Origin of the sequence: Aliiroseovarius conchicola, from assembly GCF_041403445.1 — a bacterium.
Classification (GTDB): Bacteria; Pseudomonadota; Alphaproteobacteria; order Rhodobacterales; family Rhodobacteraceae; genus Aliiroseovarius; species Aliiroseovarius conchicola.
Map to the genome: position 1 here is coordinate 31,271 of NZ_JBGEHL010000013.1, position 15,669 is coordinate 46,939.

Annotated in this window: 10 protein-coding genes; 4 read left to right on the forward strand and 6 right to left on the reverse strand. The window is 57.7% G+C overall.

Annotated elements, in window-relative coordinates; genetic code table 11:
* Both V6N04_RS16270 and V6N04_RS16275 read left to right on the forward strand, forming a co-directional pair.
* Positions 1 to 1,371, forward strand: a complete 1,371-nt coding sequence (locus tag V6N04_RS16270) for a dihydrolipoyl dehydrogenase family protein (RefSeq protein ID WP_371171249.1) — start codon at positions 1 to 3, stop codon at positions 1,369 to 1,371.
* Positions 1,372 to 1,395: 24 nt separating this feature from the next.
* Positions 1,396 to 2,784 (forward strand): sensor histidine kinase, encoded by a 1,389-nt coding sequence (locus tag V6N04_RS16275; protein WP_371171250.1) that lies wholly within the window; start codon positions 1,396 to 1,398, stop codon positions 2,782 to 2,784.
* 280 nt (positions 2,785 to 3,064) lie between these two features.
* On the opposite strand, the gene V6N04_RS16280 is transcribed toward V6N04_RS16275, so the two are convergent.
* The 4 genes from V6N04_RS16280 to V6N04_RS16295 form a co-directional block, all read right to left on the reverse strand.
* Positions 3,065 to 3,877 carry an alpha/beta fold hydrolase gene (locus tag V6N04_RS16280; RefSeq protein ID WP_371171251.1) on the reverse strand — a complete coding sequence of 271 codons (813 nt, stop codon included), beginning with the start codon at positions 3,875 to 3,877 and terminating at the stop codon, positions 3,065 to 3,067.
* Between the two features lie 77 nt (positions 3,878 to 3,954).
* The gene (locus V6N04_RS16285; RefSeq protein WP_371171252.1) at positions 3,955 to 7,161 is read right to left on the reverse strand and encodes a reductive dehalogenase; all 3,207 of its coding nucleotides are present in this window, start codon (positions 7,159 to 7,161) and stop codon (positions 3,955 to 3,957) included.
* A gap of 1 nt (position 7,162) precedes the next feature.
* The gene (locus V6N04_RS16290) at positions 7,163 to 8,821 is read right to left on the reverse strand and encodes a sulfatase-like hydrolase/transferase (protein ID WP_371171253.1); all 1,659 of its coding nucleotides are present in this window, start codon (positions 8,819 to 8,821) and stop codon (positions 7,163 to 7,165) included.
* Between the two features lie 82 nt (positions 8,822 to 8,903).
* Positions 8,904 to 9,521, reverse strand: a complete 618-nt coding sequence (locus V6N04_RS16295; RefSeq protein ID WP_371171254.1) for a TetR/AcrR family transcriptional regulator — start codon at positions 9,519 to 9,521, stop codon at positions 8,904 to 8,906.
* Positions 9,522 to 9,602: 81 nt separating this feature from the next.
* Between V6N04_RS16295 and V6N04_RS16300 the strand changes: the two genes are divergently transcribed.
* Positions 9,603 to 11,162, forward strand: coding sequence for a trimethylamine methyltransferase family protein (locus V6N04_RS16300; protein WP_371171255.1), 1,560 nt, complete (start codon positions 9,603 to 9,605; stop codon positions 11,160 to 11,162).
* Between the two features lie 11 nt (positions 11,163 to 11,173).
* The gene (locus V6N04_RS16305) at positions 11,174 to 13,216 is read left to right on the forward strand and encodes an FAD-dependent oxidoreductase (RefSeq protein ID WP_371171256.1); all 2,043 of its coding nucleotides are present in this window, start codon (positions 11,174 to 11,176) and stop codon (positions 13,214 to 13,216) included.
* Between the two features lie 17 nt (positions 13,217 to 13,233).
* On the opposite strand, the gene V6N04_RS16310 is transcribed toward V6N04_RS16305, so the two are convergent.
* Complete coding sequence (locus V6N04_RS16310) at positions 13,234 to 13,563, reverse strand: hypothetical protein (RefSeq protein ID WP_371171257.1); 330 nt, start codon at positions 13,561 to 13,563, stop codon at positions 13,234 to 13,236.
* Positions 13,564 to 13,584: 21 nt separating this feature from the next.
* A complete protein-coding gene (locus V6N04_RS16315) occupies positions 13,585 to 15,657 on the reverse strand; it encodes an OmpA family protein (RefSeq protein ID WP_371171258.1) in 2,073 nt (690 codons plus the stop codon).
* Positions 15,658 to 15,669 lie beyond the last annotated feature (12 nt).

Below are 15,669 nucleotides of genomic sequence, written 5' to 3' on the forward strand. Positions count from 1 at the left end.
ATGGCTGAACGTATCAAGGTTGATGTCTGCGTGATCGGTGGCGGCTCTGGCGGGCTGTCGGTTGCGGCTGGGGCCGTCCAGATGGGCGCGTCGGTGGTCCTGCTGGAAGGTCATAAAATGGGTGGCGACTGCCTGAACTATGGCTGCGTGCCATCCAAGGCTCTGCTACATGCGGGCAAGTCCGGCATGGGATGGGACGAGGCACATGACCATGTGCGCGCGACCATCGCCACCATCGAACCCCACGATTCCGTCGAACGGTTCGAAGGGCTGGGCGTGCGCGTCATCACTGAATACGGCCAGTTCATCTCGGATAAAGAGGTGCAGGCAGGCGATTATGTGATCGAAGCACGCCGGTTTGTGATCTCGACCGGGTCTTCGCCTTTCGTCCCACCGATTCCGGGGATCGAAAACGTGCCATATGAAACAAACGAGACGATCTTTGATCTGAAAGAGCAGCCCGAGCACCTGTTGGTTGTCGGCGGTGGCCCAATCGGGATGGAAATGGCGCAAGCGCACCGCCGTCTTGGTTGTGAAGTCACTGTGATTGAAGGCATGAAGGCGCTGGGCCGGGATGATCCTGAGATGGCAGCACAAGTGTTGGACGCTCTGCGCGACGAAGGCATCGCTATTGAAGAGGACGCGCTGGCGGCCGAAATCCGTGGCAAAGCTGGGGCGATTGAGGTCGAGGCCAAGGACGGACGCATTTTCAAAGGCACGCACCTGCTGATGGCCGTAGGACGCAAGCCGAACACCGACAAGCTGAACCTTAAGGCTGCTGGCATCGAACCCACCCGCGCGGGCATTCAGGTGGATGACAGCCTGCGTACGACCAACAAAAAAGTCTATGCGATCGGAGACGTCGCGGGTGGGTTACAGTTTACCCATGTTGCCGGCTACCACGCTGGCGTGATCATCCGTTCGATGTTGTTCGGCCTGCCCTCAAAACAACGTACGGACCACATCCCATGGGCCACATATACTTCGCCTGAAATGGCACAAATCGGGTTGACCGAAGCACAAGCGTATGAGGCGCATGGCGATAAGATGGAAGTCGCGCGGTTTGACTTTGCGGGCAACGACCGCGCCATCGCCACCCAGCAAACCAACGGTCTGATTAAGGTGATGATTGTGAAAGGTCGCCCTGTGGGCGTCTCGATCGTTGGTCCCAATGCGGGCGAAATGATCAACCTTTGGGCACTGGCGTTGGCGAACCGCTTGAAGATGGGTCAAATCGCAGCCATGGTCGCGCCATACCCGACGATGGGGGAAATCAGCAAACGTGCAGCTGGGGCCTATTTCTCGCCGCGACTGTTTGATAATCCTTGGGTTAAGCGGATCGTAGGCTTTGTACAGAAAGTTCTTCCGTGAGGTGAATGTAAGAAGGCGCGCAACGTGTTTAACACCCTTTCAGGCCGTTTGCTGATCCTGACGACGCTGTTCGTCATGCTGGCCGAGGTATTGATCTTCGTGCCGTCAGTCGCGCGTTTTCGCGAAGATTACCTGTTGGGGCGTCTGGAGCGTGCTCAGATCGCATCTCTGGTGCTTCTGGCCGACGATATGATCGCGCCGGAACTCGAGGCCGAGCTTTTGCAGAACGCTGAGGTCTATAATGTCGTCCTAAGCCGCGACGAAGTACGCGAGCTGATGTTGTCCTCTCCAATGCCGCAAACGGTGGAAAAAACCTACGACCTGCGCGATGCGGGCGCTTTTAGCCTGATCCGCGATGCCATGATGCGATTGTTTACACCGGAACCCGAGGTGATCCGCGTGATCGGGGACCCTGTGCGTGAGGCTGGATTGGTGATCGAGATCACGATGATGACCGGAAAACTGCGGGCTGCGATGTTCGAGTACGGAAAGAACGTGGCGCTGTTGTCGGCGGTTATTTCGGTCATCACGGCAGGCTTGCTGTTTCTGGCCGTGCGCTCTTTGATGGTGCGTCCTATCAAGCGCGTGGTTGGGAATATGAAGGACTATGCAGCCAATCCCGAAGATGCGCGGCGGATCATTCAGCCCGGTATGAACGTGACCGAACTGCGCGAGGCCGAGCTTGCATTGAAAAGCCTGCAAACTGATCTGACCGGTGCGTTGAAACAAAAAGAGCGGCTGGCGCAGTTGGGCGGTGCCGTGGCGCGGATCAGCCATGATTTGCGCAATGTCCTAACCACTGCACAATTGTTCGCCGACCGGATGGAAAGCAGTGAAGACCCTTTGGTTAAACGCGTTGGGCCGAAACTTGTGAATTCAATCAGTCGGGCGGTCAGCCTGTGTGAAAATACACTGACATTCGGCAAGGCCGAGGAACCCGCACCAACCCTTGGCTGGATCACTTTGGCCGACCTGGCGGGCGATGTCTTTGAAAGTGAACGGGTCGCATCCGGCGATCACGACATCTCATTCGCCGAAGACATCCCTATGGGAATGACGCTGCGGGCCGATCCTGAACAGCTTTATCGCGTGCTGTCCAACTTGGTGCGTAACGCACGTCAGGCGATTGTCGCCGCGGGGCAACCCGGAGAAGTGGCCGTCCAAGCCGTGGAAAACGCAACAGATTGGGAAATCCGCGTGATTGATACCGGTCCCGGCTTGCCTCGTATGGCGCAAGAACACCTGTTTCAGCCATTTGCCGGCACCAATCGCAAAGGCGGTTCGGGACTTGGCATGGCGATCGCCGCAGAGCTTGTCCGGGGGCACGGTGGCAAACTTGAGCTTGAGCGAACGGACGAAGAGGGTACCGCGTTTCTGATCACGTTGCCGAAAGAAGTCGGAGCACAGGGCTAACACCTCGCGCATCAGGTGATGAGATATGGCGCTTTAAATCCTGCTGCCGTGGACCATCTTTACAGACGCCAAGCTGGGATCAAAGCCTTCAAGACACCGCGTGTTTATCGCCCATCCTTCAAATGCGGCCATGCCATTCCGTATCTCTTGCTTCGTGGGTGCGCTGGGACGACGAAATGGTAGGATGCCGCAGGTCGGGCAGAAATAGCCCGCGCCTGTATGCGTTCCCCAAGTGTAAATCGTCATGTCGTCCAGTGGTGTGAGAAGGCGGTGACTGCGCTCAGCCCCGCGCCAAAAACCCACCCACAACGCTGCGAAACAGTTTCGGTTGCTCCAAGTTCACCAGATGCGCGCAGCCAGTGAAGCGTTCGATGAGGGCATTTGGAATGGCTTGGGCGATCTCTTCGCAGCGGTTCTGTACATGCGGGAAGTCCAGATCGCCGTAGATTACAAGGGTCGGTGCCGCGATGTCGGACAATCGCTCAACGGCGCTCGGTGGCTCCTGTTCGCGCTCTAGATCAGGGTGCAGCAACGCCTGCTTGTTCATATCGAGGAATAGTTCGCGCGCCGCACCAGCAACCCGACCGGCCGGGCTGGTTGGCCCGTCCAGCCAAAGATGTGCCTCCGCATCGTTGATGGCATCAATGTCATCGTCCTCTTCCGCTTGGTCCAACGTGTCAATCGCGCTTTGAATGCCCGGCTCGAATTGATCAGGCGCATTGTCGCCGGACAAGGCGGGGGCGACGAGCACCAGTGATGTCACTCGATCAGGATAGGTTAACGCAAAATCTATTGCGATCCGCCCGCCTTGCGAGCAGCCAACCAGACCAGCCTGCTTAGCACCGATGTGGTCCAGAACTAAGCGCAGATCATCTACATGACTGAACACCTCGTCCGGGCTCTCGGTGCGCCCAAATTCGCGCCGGTCGTAGGCGACGGTGTGAAACGCGCCGGACAGGTGTTCGAGTTCACCCTTCCACATCCGGCTGTCCGCGACACCCGCATGCAAGAAGATCACTGGCTGGCCCGCACCTTGCGACACGACGTACAGGGACGCGCCGCCAACATGAATGTTCTTTGATCCGTCCTGCATAGACCCAAACCTGATAGCATTAAGGGTGTAACGCGTTCACTATAACTGATCGGGATCGACACGCAAAAACGGTGCGGTTACAGGTCGATTTCAATCTCTCCATCTGGGTCTGCGGCGCGGCTTTGACACAAGATCATCGTTGTTTCGCGCTGGGCATTTGACAGGACAAAATCGCGGTGTTCAACCTTGCCAGCGGTCACGCCGCATTTGCACACCCCGCAAATCCCGTCCGAACATTTCACATCCACATGGATCCCCGCCGCGTTCAGCGCGTCTGCGGCGGTTTGATCGGCAGGGACCGCGATCTGACGCCCGTCTCTGAGCGAGATGGTAAAGGGGTGGTTCTCGTATTCCGGCTGTTCTGGCGGGTTGAAATACTCCAAATGGCGGGCTTCCTCGGGGATGTTTTGCCGTTCAGCGGCATCCATGACGGCTGTCATGTAGCGGTCTGCCCCGCAACAATAGACATGAGTACCGTCCGGTGCTTGTGACAAGATCGTATCAAAATCCGCCCGTGTCCCTTCATCCGAGAAATGCAGATGAACCCGGTCGGCCCACGGCATCTTGGCCAGATCATTCAAAAAGCCGGCATCTTGCCGACGGCTGGCCGAGTAGTGAAGCGCGAAATCCGCACCGATGGAATGAAGCCTGTGTGCGAACGCGATCATCGGTGTCACGCCAATCCCGCCGCCCATCAGGAAGGTTTTCGAGGCTGACTCATCCAGTTCAAAGTGATTGATCGGCTTGGCCACAAAGACTTTACGACCCTCGGTGAATATACGGTGCAAAAGCGCCGATCCCCCGCGCCCATTTTCTTCGCGCAAGACACCGATTTGATAACTCATCCGATTGCCTGGATCGCCGGACAGCGAATACTGGCGTAGGAAATCAGGGGAAACGAGGACATCCAGATGTGCGCCTGCGGTCCATTCGGGCAACGGTGCATCGTCAAGCGAAGTAAGTTCATATTTCGTAACCCTGTCGGCCATCTGGTCGACATTCGAGATTTGCAGCTGCAAAACCGGGGCGTCTGTCGGCTCTTGATAACGGTGGACCATGGAAAAGTCGCCGTCTGCCTGCCGCGCGCGATACTCGGCAGCCGGGATCATGGCTTGGTAGGCGGCGATCCCGGCTTCGCGATCCATCGGAAACGGGTAGGGGTAGGGCGGCGGGGCTAGAGGGGCAGGATAGACCGCGAGCGTCTGATCTTCGTATTTCAGATCCAGTTCAGGGCTCAGGGCGCGGCGATTGGTCGGCTCGTCGGTCGGATGATACCCACCGTCCTCGCCCAATTTCAGGTCCCACCACCATTTCTTGGTGTCGTTTAGGCTTCCATTGCCGACCGCGTCATCCATCTTTGCCAGAACCGGCGCCGCTCCGGGCACATTTGACGCGGCCCATCGGAACGGAGATTGGGCGAACAGCCCTTCAAGATTCCAAGGGCAGGTTTTCATGCAGCGGCCACACATGGCCCCACCGGGTTGTGTCACCCTGTATGTGGTGCATTTCTGGCTGTCGGATTTCCAGATTTCATAGCCGTTGAACATCAGCTTGGGACCTGCCGTGATCGCACCCGATGGGCATTCACGGGCACATTTGTTGCAAGACTCGCAGAACCGTTGCAGCCCGAAATCGATCGGCTTGTCATGGGAGATTGGCATATCGGTGGTCACCACGCCCGATTTCAGCCGGGGGCCGAGATAGGGGTTCAGGATAACCTCGCCAATACGGCTGACTTCGCCCAATCCGGCAAGCAGCAACAGCGGCGGTTGAAGCACTGCGCCGTCCATCACGGTATGGGCTTTGGCGGAGTAACCGAGATTGCGGATTTGCTGCGCCATCACACCGCCCAAAAGGGAGAACCGCAGATAGGCGCGCATGGATTGACTGACGGCGATCCAGTCGTCGCCCGAAGCGCCCTCCATTGTTTCAAACCCCTGATCGACGATCATCGAAACGGCTTGCTCGTGTGGTGGCGTGATCTCTGCGCCTGTGGCGTCGTGGCTGTACCACGTCCATTCAGGGCAACGGCTGGTGCCGACAGCGTCAATGCCAAGGAAATAGCTCGCGGCTTTGATCGCTTTGGCGTTTCGCTCGGCGTCAGTTGGCAAGTTTGAAACGGGTGTAACCGGGCCGTCCTGCAAGGGGGTCAACAATCCGAGCGCTCGGCGCTGGGCATAGCTTGGGGCGGCTTTGCGTACATACGCCCCGCCCGAGGAATGTTCCTGCAAATGCTTACCCATGTCGCCGAACTGCGCGCGGGCGAACATATCGGCGCGTTTGGGAACGCGCGCCACATTGGGTTCATCGATATACGTAGTAGGCGTGTCCACCCGCTTGAGCCGCTCAAACGGATGCGCCCCCATCGCATAATCGCGCTTGGCATATGGGTCGCGGTTCAGGGCAGATTTTACGGTTTGGGTGCCCAGCCACCACGCGGGACCATGAGTTTTATGCCAAGGTTGCTGAGACATCGGCGCAAGCGGTAGGTCCGCCCGCAACTCCATGTCGGTTGTCACGGCCGCCAGTCCAAAACGGCTCCCGATCCACGGGGCCACGAGGGTTCCGCCCTCCGATGTTGCAAGGCCCGCAGCCACCGCCAGACGATTCAGATCAACGTCACTTGCGGTCCCCGTGTGTGCTTTCGCATCAAAACCTAGCAACCTAAGATAATTCGCGATGACGACGGCTGTTTCAGCCCCGAGCAAGCAGGCGCGCTGGTCCTGTGCGTCCAATATCCAGTCTACTCCCGGCTCATCGGGGCGTGGATCGCGGTGATGTTCATAAAGGAACACTATGGCGTGACGGTGGGTGTTGAGGGAACGGGGCGCGGCTGTAAGGCCTTCGCGCAGCTCGGCCATTAACGTGTCGATCCCGGCGGCCAAGGTACGCACCTCGCGGGTGGCCAGAGACGCCACCAGAGCCTCTATCCCTCCATTCTGTGTCGGTTCAGCCAACAGGTCTTGGGGTGTCAAACCCCCAATGCCAACCATCGACGCGTCCGAGAAATAGCCGAACGCCTTTAGATGCTGGCTGCGTTCTGTAAGGTCATCTGGAATGGTGGAACGTGTCGGGTTCACGTCGCCGTCGCGGATCGCATCCAAAGCGGCCTGATAAGGTGCCATCGCGTTTACGATGCTTTCAGGCGTGTGCGAACGGTCGAATGATACTGTGCTTGGTGTTGGCAGGCCGGACAGGTCGGCTTGACCTGAAAGCCTGTTCAGTCGTTCCAGCGGATATGGTCCCAGATGAACTGGACGGTTCTTGGTCGAAAAGAAGCGCATATCAGCTCGGGTCCACGGGGGTTGATTTGCCAGAATAGGCGGTCAGGAATTCCTCTGGGATGTCTTCGTCGCCGAACAGACCCAGCAGAACGCCGACGCGACCTGACCCGCCCTTGCGACGCGCTTCGATTTGCGCGTCGGAGATCGTCGTGCGTTGTGACTGCCGTCGCGCCCATTCAAAGAGCTTGCCATAGAGATCGGTGATGATGTCGGCATGATCCCCGGACCCACCAAGGTCTTCCAACTCGTCAGGGTCGTTGTGCAGGTCAAACAGCATGGGGCGGAACCCGCCCTCAGCGTGCATCATCTTCCAGCGATCTGTCGCGACCATGAACAGTCGGCAATCTTTCGGATCAAGCCCAAGTTTCTTTGCGGCACCTGAGGTTGAGTAGTCGTACTCGCTGATGGCAAAGTCGCGCCATTCGGCATCGCGCCCTTCTAAAAGGGGCAACAGAGACCGGCCTTCGAGGATGTGGCGAGGTATGTCACCGCCGGCCATCTCGACAAAAGTTGCGGCAAGGTCAATTTGTTCAACCAGTTTGTCACAGACGGACCCTCGGGTCGCGTTTGCAGACGGGCGTGGGTCAGAGACGATCAACGGTACGCGCACTGATGGGTCGTGAAACAGGTCCTTTTCACCCATCCAGTGATCTCCCATGTAATCGCCATGATCCGATGTCAGCACGATCACTGTGTTGTCCGTCTGACCGCTTTCATCGAGGTAGTCCAGAAGCCTTCCCAGCTGGTCGTCACATTGCTTGATCAAACCCATATAGGCGGGGATCACAGTCTCTCGTACTTCGTCGCGGGAAAAGGCGGTGCCGATGCCACCCTCCATATAAGCGCCGTAAACCGGGTGGGGATCGCGGCGTTCATCTTCGGACCGAACCACGGGCTTGATGTGATTGTGACCGTACATATTGTGGTAGGGCGCGGGCACGATGTAGGGCCAGTGCGGTTTGATAAAGCTGACATGCGCGCACCACGGAGCTTGGTCCTTTTGGGCTTCGATAAAGTCGATGGTGCGACCGGTTAGCCATGGCGTTTCGCTGTCTTCCTCGCGAATGTTGGCGGGTTTGTCGGCATGCATCATCAGGAAACCAGACGCGACATCACCGTCGTCCGAGACGCCAGCATTTGCGTTGTCGTGCCATGGGTTGTCTGCAGAATAACCCTGCGCTTTCAGATATTCGTTATAGGGCGAGCGTTTCTGATCATAAAACCCGTCCGGTCCTTCGGCCCACAATCCGTCATCCCTGAGCCAGACATCAAAGCCGCATTCCTCGATCCGTGCGCCGATAGTGCTGTCGGGTGACAGTCCCAGTCGCGCCATGCCTTCTGCGTCGGCCTTCATGTGGGTCTTGCCGATCAGCCAGCAATCCATACCGGCCTTGCGCAAATGGTCCCCCATTGTGATCTCACCGACTTTCAGGGGGAAGTTGTTGAAAGACGCGCCGTGCGAGGAAACGTAGCGGCCCGTATAAGTGCTCATGCGGCTGGCCCCACATACAGGCGACTGGCAGTAGGCGCGATCAAATCGCACGCCGCGCGCGGCAACGCGGTCGAAATTTGGCGTCTCCAAGGTCGGGTGGCCGGCACAGCTGAGGTAATCAAACCTGAGCTGATCATACATGATGAATAGGATATTTGGCGTCTTCATCCGACCCCTTTCAGCATTTCGTTCTGTTCGCAACGGAATCAGTTGAGCACGGGTTGGGATAGGGCGCTAGTCCAGATTGGATTCAATATCCATTTCTTGACCGAAATCGCTCAATCTCAGCCAATGTTGGCGTCTGTCCAGTGAACAGTTCAACATAAGCGGGAACACGGTCTATTCGGCCCACCGGGTCCTCTTCGATTTCCATCGAGATATAGCCAACCTGTGTATAGAGGATCGCCATCGTGCGGACCTCTGCGTCCGCTTCGGAATATCCATGGCGCAGAAACATCCCTGAAATCGCGGATTTTCGACGTGCATCGGCCTCATCCAGACGGTGTTTCAACGCTGTATCATTGCGCGCCCAATGCCGCACCGCATTGTCCAACGGGGCATCGAAAAGGGATCGGTCGATCCAGCAATCCTGAAGGTTAAACATCGCCTCGCAGATGGTTTCAGCATATGCCTCGCACCGTGCAACCAAATTTCCGGTGTTTTTTGCCTCCCATCTGGCGATCATGGCGTCCAATAGCGCTTCGCGGTCTCGAAAGTGATGATAGAAACCGGTGCGCGTCAGGCCCAGTGTCTTAGCAAGCGGCATGACTTTCACGGCGTCGACACCTGCGTCGATTAGCAGATTTAAAGCTGCATCCAGCCACATTTTCTCGGACGCGCGTGGGCGCAAGGGAAGCAATTCATTCATGGGGTCATTCTATGCTTCTTGACACAAGTGTCAAATATGATGACAGCTATGTCAGTAGTGACTCGTAACTGGGAGGATGCGATGAGCGAGACAGTAGCCAGAAAACGCCGTAGTCGGGGTAAGCGCGAGGTGCGCGATGGTGCGCCGGGGCAAAATCCGCATCTTGAACGTCCCTATATCAAACGGAATATCCCCACCTATGATATTCTCGGCGATGCGGCTCTAGCGCAAATCGAAGCCACCGCCGACCGGATCATGGCCGAGATTGGGATTGAGTTTCGCGATGACCCCGACACGGTCGAGATGTTTCGCGCGGCGGGGGCCGAGGTCACCCAAAAGGATCCCACCCGCTGGACGTTGAAATTCAAGAACGGCATGATCCGCGAGATCCTGCAGACCGCGCCCGCCCAGTTCACGCAACATGCCCGCAACCCTGCCAATAATGTGGTAATCGGTGGCGACAACGTGGTGTTCGCGCCGTCCTATGGCAGCCCCTTCGTGATGGATCTGGACAAAGGTCGGCGCTATGGCACGATTGAGGATTTCGAGAATTTCGTGAAGCTGGGGCAAATGAGCCCTTGGTTGCACCATTCTGGCGGGACGGTGTGTGAACCCACCGACGTCGCGGTGAACAAACGCCATCTTGATATGGTCTATGCGCATATGCGCTATTCGGATCGTGCCTTTTTGGGGTCAGTGACCGCACCCGAGCGGGCGGCCGACAGCGTCGAGATGTGCCGCATCCTGTTTGGCGCTGATTTTGTCGATCAGAACTGCGTGATTATGGGAAATTTCAACACGACCAGCCCCCTGGTGATTGACGGCGTAACATCGCAAGGTATTCGCGAGTATGCGAAGGCGGGGCAGGGGTCCATCCACCTTCCATTCCTGCTGGGTGGCGCAGTATCCCCCCTGACCCTTGCCGGGTCCGCCGCGCAATGCCTTGCCGAAAGCATGGTATCCTGCGCAATCACGCAGTTGGAACGTCCGGGTTCCCCTGCTGTTCTGGCGAGCTTTATCAGTTCAATGTCGCTTCGTTCGGGGTCGCCAACATTTGGAACCGCCGAGCCTGCGCTGGGCAGTTTGGTCTTTGGACAGCTCGCACGACGTTTGAACATGCCGCTGCGATGTGCCGGTAACTTCTCGACCTCGAAATTGCCGGACGCGCAGGCGATGCAGCAAAGCATGATGTCGATGATGTCTGCGGTTCAGTGCGGGGCGAATTACCTGCTGCATTCCGCGGGCTTTCTTGATGGGCTTTTGTCCATGTCTTACGAGAAATTCATGCTTGATCTCGATCTGTGTGGGGCGCTGCATTCCTATATGGACGGGGTCACAGTGAACGAAGACACGTTAGGTTTCGACGCGTTGGCCGAACAAGGGCCGGGGGAGCATCTGTTTTCGACCCAGCACACACTGCGCCATTACAAAACGGCCTATTACGACAGCGCGCTTGACGACAACCAGCCGTGGGAAACGTGGGACGAGCAGGGTGAGGTTGATATGGCCACCCGTGCAAATCGGCGCTGGAAAGACCAACTGGCGGCCTATCAGGCGCCCGCGATCGACCCCGCGAAGGACTTGGCTTTGAGAGAGTTTGTAGCGGGCAAAAAGGCCTCGATGGAAGACATGTGGTACTGACGGAGAAGACGATGTCGAACGATCCCCTTTTGCAACCCTACCAGCTGGGTCATCTGACACTGAGAAACCGGATTATGACCACGAGCCATGAGCCGGCCTATCCTGAAGATGGGATGCCAAAAGAACGATATGCGGCGTATCACGCCGAGCGCGCCAAGGCTGGTGTGGCAATGGCGATGACCGCGGGGTCTGCGGCTGTGTCAAAGAACAGTCCGCCTGTCTTCAACAACATCCTCGCCTATAAGGACGAGGTCGTGCCGTGGATCAAGAACCTCACCGACGCGGTGCATGAACATGGTGCGGCTTGCATGATCCAGTTGACCCATTTGGGGCGCCGCACCGGGTGGAACAAAGGCGACTGGCTGCCGCCGGTCTGCTCCACGCCGCATCGTGAGCCTGCCCACCGTGCCTTTCCGAAATTGGCAGAGGATTGGGATATTTCCCGGATCATTTCCGATTTTGCCGACGCGGCAGAGCGGATGAAAGCGGGCGGTATGGATGGGGTCGAGATTATGACCCATGGGCATTTGCTGGATCAGTTTATCTCGCCTCTGACCAATCATCTCGATGGATCCTATGGCGGTGATCTAACCGGGCGGATGAAGCTGACGATGGATGTTATTGATGCCGTACGAGAGCGTGTCGGAGATGAATTTATCCTGGGTGTGCGCTTTGCACCGGACGAGGTTGAGGACGGCGGCATTGACCCGGAAATGGGTATGGAAATTGCCAAGATGCTGCGCGATAGCGGACAGGTGCAGTATCTGAATATCAACCGTGGGCGCATTCATACGGACCCGGCGATGACGGACATGATCCCGATTCAAGGTGCACCATCTTCTCCACATTTGGACTTCGCTGGGCGCGTGCGCGCAGAAGTTGGAATGCCGACTTTTCACGCCGCCCGTATTCCTGATGTCGCCACTGCGCGCCACGCAATTTCCTCGGGTCAATTGGATATGGTGGGCATGACCAGGGCCCATATGGCTGACCCACATGTTGTGAAGAAAATCATTGAAGGACGAGAAGATGACATCCGTCCCTGCGTCGGCGCGACCTATTGTCTGGACCGTATCTATCAGGCGGGTGATGCGCTTTGCATACACAATGCGGCCACGGGACGCGAGCTGACCATGCCGCATGTGGCTGAACCCGCTGATACGAAAAGAAAGGTCGTCATCGTCGGCGCCGGACCTGCGGGCCTGGAAGCTGCGCGCGTCGCGGCAGAACGAGGCCACGATGTGACAGTGTTCGAAGCTCAACCCGATCCCGGAGGACAGGTGCGCCTGACGGCACGGACCCCAAGACGTCGAGAGATGATCGGCATTATCGACTGGCGCATGGCGCAATGTGCCGCGCGTGACGTCACCTTCCACTTCAACACATGGGCGGAAACCTCGGATGTCATGGCGCTGAGCCCAGACGTGGTGATCATCGCAACAGGCGGTATGCCCAATATGGAGTTGTTTGATACGCGAGGGGAGCAGGATCTGGCAGTCAGCGCTTGGGATGTGATCGCGGGCGATGTGAAATGTGTGGGCGACGTGTTGATCTATGATGAAAGCGGCGACCATCCTGCATTGCAAGCGGCCGAGTTTGTAGCCGAGGCGGGGGCGAATGTCGAGGTCATGACACCGGACCGCGTTTTTGCGCCCGATATCATGGCGATGAATCTGGTGCCGTATATGCGCAGCCTTCAGCCGAAAGATGTGAGATTTACGGTGACCGAGCGGTTGCTGGGGATCGAGCGTGACGGGAATCGGTTGAAGGTCAAGATTGGTACCGACTACTCAGACCTAAGCCGAACTCAGACCTATGATCAGGTCGTGCTGAACTATGGAACGTTGCCGATGGACGATCTGTATTTCGAGCTGAAAGAGCATTCCACCAATCGGGGCGAAGTGGATACGGATGCACTGATCGCCGGGCAGACCCAGAAGATTTGCACCAACCCGGATGGACGCTTTCAATTGTTCCGAATTGGGGATGCGGTATCGGCACGCAATACCCATGCGGCGATCTATGATGCCTTGCGCTTGATGAAAGACATCTAGGTGCTGATGCGGGGTGGTTAGGTACCCTGTGTGACCCGCTCGATATAGGCGCGCAGCTCGCCTGCTTCTTGCCGGGCGTCGCGCAGACCATCCATCGCGGCGCTTAACTCGGCCTCGGTTTGCTGCAGCTGGTTGGACATTTCTGCTTCGCGTTCGCGCAGATATGTCATCGCTTGATCGCGGGTTTCTTCTGCTTCGTGAAGCGCTTGGGCCATCTTGTCCAATTCGCCCATTTCATCGCCAGAGACCTGAACGAAACGGTGTATCAGCCAATGGGCAAACCATCCGAGGGCGAAGGCCACGAACAGGATGATGGCGGTGACGATGATAAACTCGGTTCTGTTCATCGGCTTGGTCCTTGGTTGGGTCTAGCGTTCTGGGCGCGGCTGCGGCCGGGCGTCGTCGGGTTTCGGAGTGAAGACATCGACGCCGCTGAAGGGAAGATCTTCGGTTTCTGAACCATCTACGGCCGCCGTCTCGTCGTTGGTGGGCACGGCGCCGGCTTGGTCTTCTGAGGCTGCCGCCGCTGTCTCAGCCCCGCCAGACGACGCATCGGTAGCATCACCGCCACCACCATCGACTGCCGTGTCGGCTTCCGTTTCTGTTTCGACATCTGTTGTCGGGGCGTCCAGCAGGCGGAACTCAATCCGGCGGTTGGCTTCGCGTCCGGCGTCGTTGCCGTTATCGGCAATCGGATCAGCCTCACCATAGCCCTGAGCCGTTAGATTTGTGGTCAGGATGCGTCGGGTCAGAAGCGCGTTCAGAACGGCCTGCGCGCGGTTTTGCGACAGGGCAAGGTTCATCTCTTCACGCCCTTGGCTGTCGGTATAACCTGCGATCTCCATTCTGACGTCCGAGCATTCTCTCATGATCTCGGCGATGGCGTCGATTGTGTCGCGCGCGGTAGCCTCGATATTCGCAGAGCCGGGTGCAAAGGTAATCTTTGCTTTGGCCAATATGGCGTTGATGTCCGCTGCGCACTGCTCGGGGCTTGGCAGATTGTGGCGCGGGTCAAGTTCTTCTTGATATGTCACATTGACCTGAAAGTTCTCAGATGCGCCCAGTTTTTCGCTCAACACGCGCGAGACTTGTGCACTGGCGTCTGGGTCGCCCGTCAGACCGCGAATATCGACTACGTCGGGTTGAACCACGACGGCCCCGCTGGATACAAACGAGAGCGCCTCGAGCGCGGCAAGCACGCGGGTTGGCCAATCTGGTGGCAAGTCTTGATCCAGCCGGGTGGCCGGGTAAACATTGGACGATCCGAAACGCGCCCGTGCATAGCTTTCAGACGCATCGCGCAAGACCTCGTCATTCAGGCGGCCACGCAGTTGGACAAGCCCTTCGGGGCTGCGCGTCGCAACAAACTCGGGTGGACCTCCGCCTTCGCCGCTGCCGTCGATCTTGACGGCTTCAGGTAGGACCGAGTGAAGGGAGTAAAGGTCGGGCAAGTCGCCTTCCAGCTCTCCGACAATGCGGTCAAATGTGGTCTGAGGCGTTGTGTCCGGTGCAACCAATGTCACATCGGCATCCGAAAAGGTGATTGACCCACCGCCAAGTTCGCGAACGGCGCGGATACCCTTTTCAACAGCGTCCGGCCAGTCTGGCGAGGGTACACCAAGGCCGATGGTGCAGTTGGTGATGCCCTCCAGCCCGGCTTCGGTTGCAGCTGAAATTATGCGCGCACGGCCAACGGTCGTGTGGGCAGAGCAGGCGTCGAAGCGCGCGCCGCCCTCATCAATAAGGAAACGCAGGGTAAAGGGTGTGATAACTGGACGGGGGGCCGAGATGTCGATGGCCAGCAGCGCCGATCTTGGGGCGGCGCGTTTCAAGTCGCGAGCCCAATCAGCCTTCTGTTCTTCGCTATCGGCCAGCGCAGTGATTGACACCTTGCCGGCATCCATCGAGATCTTGGATCGCGGCAAGGTTTCCAGCGCATAGACAACAAAGGCCAGCGCCTCGTCCCAATTGGCGGGCACCGGATAATCGGCGGTTTCAAGAAGATCGGTCACGTTGTCGCCGCGGGCAATACTCTTTACGTCCTCGTTCAGGCTTTCGCGGTCCGTGTCGGCCGGTATCAAACCGATCATCGAGATACCGGCGTCATTGCGCAAAATTTCGATCGAGAAACGGGGCGGGGTGACGGCCTTGGCGGCTTGAATAGTCACATTGTCGATGACACGCGCCGAATCGACCACGTTGCCGGCAGCAGCCAGCGCCCGAAAGCGCGCGGTTTCACTGGGGGCGGTCCCTGACAGGACAACTTGCAGCCCGTCCGCTTCAGCGCTGGCCCATTCATGACCTTGCAAAAACAACTCGGTCTCGACCGAATCGCGCGACGTCGTCTCGATACCCGTCACTGCAAGGTTTGCTGCAATAAGAGCAATAACCGCTGCCACAAAGAACGATATGGGAACCAGAAAAACTTGCGAAAGGCGCATGCGATAAAGCGT